The sequence below is a fragment of the Streptomyces sp. S6 genome (genome assembly GCF_054880855.1).
Map to the genome: position 1 here is coordinate 1 of NZ_JBTYMC010000725.1, position 695 is coordinate 695.

At 74.5% G+C, this 695-nt stretch carries 2 protein-coding genes; both read left to right on the plus strand.

What is annotated here, in order from left to right:
• On the plus strand, window positions 1-412 hold a 412-nt coding region (locus tag ACVNF4_RS36710; RefSeq protein ID WP_461807133.1), incomplete at its 5' end, for a phosphotransferase family protein.
• An 81-nt stretch (window positions 413-493) separates the two neighbouring features.
• Window positions 494-695, plus strand: a 202-nt coding sequence (locus ACVNF4_RS36715; RefSeq protein WP_461807134.1) for a TFIIB-type zinc ribbon-containing protein, incomplete at its 3' end; no start/stop codon positions are given.

The following is a 695-nucleotide window of genomic DNA, read 5'->3' on the forward strand; positions in this document are numbered from 1 at the left end:
CCGCCTGCCCGCCTGGGCCCGCGGCGAGGCGCCGATGCCGGACGGCGGGCTGTGCCACGGCGACCTCCACCTCGGCCAGCTGGTCCGCACGGCGGACGGCTGGCGGCTCATCGACGTCGACGACCTCGGGACCGGCGTCCAGGCCTGGGACCTCGCCCGTCCCGCCGCCTGGTACGCCTGCGGCCTCCTCCCGCCGCAGGAGTGGCACCGCTTCCTCACCGCCTACCGGGACGCCGACGGCCCCGCGCTCGCCGGGCACGACGACCCCTGGGCCGCTCTGGACGTCGTCGCACGCGTCCTGACCGTGCAGACCGCCGCCCGCGCGATCACCAAGTCGCAGGCCGAGGGGCGGGCGTTGGACGAGGTCGAGGAGGCGCTGGTGGCCGCCTGCGCGCGGATGTCCGCGCCGTAGGGTGCAACCGACCGGCCCCGGACGGAGTCTGTCCTGGGGTAACGCGAAACAGGAACCAACAGTGAGGAGTCGGGGCTGATGATGCAGTGCCCGAAGTGCCACGCGGCGATGCACACCTACAACCGCAACGGCGTCCAGATCGAACAGTGCAGCAACTGCCGGGGGATCTTCCTGGACTACGGCGAACTGGAGGCGCTGACCCGCCTGGAAGGGCAGTGGGGCCAGCCCGGCCCGCAGGCGTACCCGCCGGCCCCGCCGGTTCCCCCGCCGGGCCCGGCCTGGG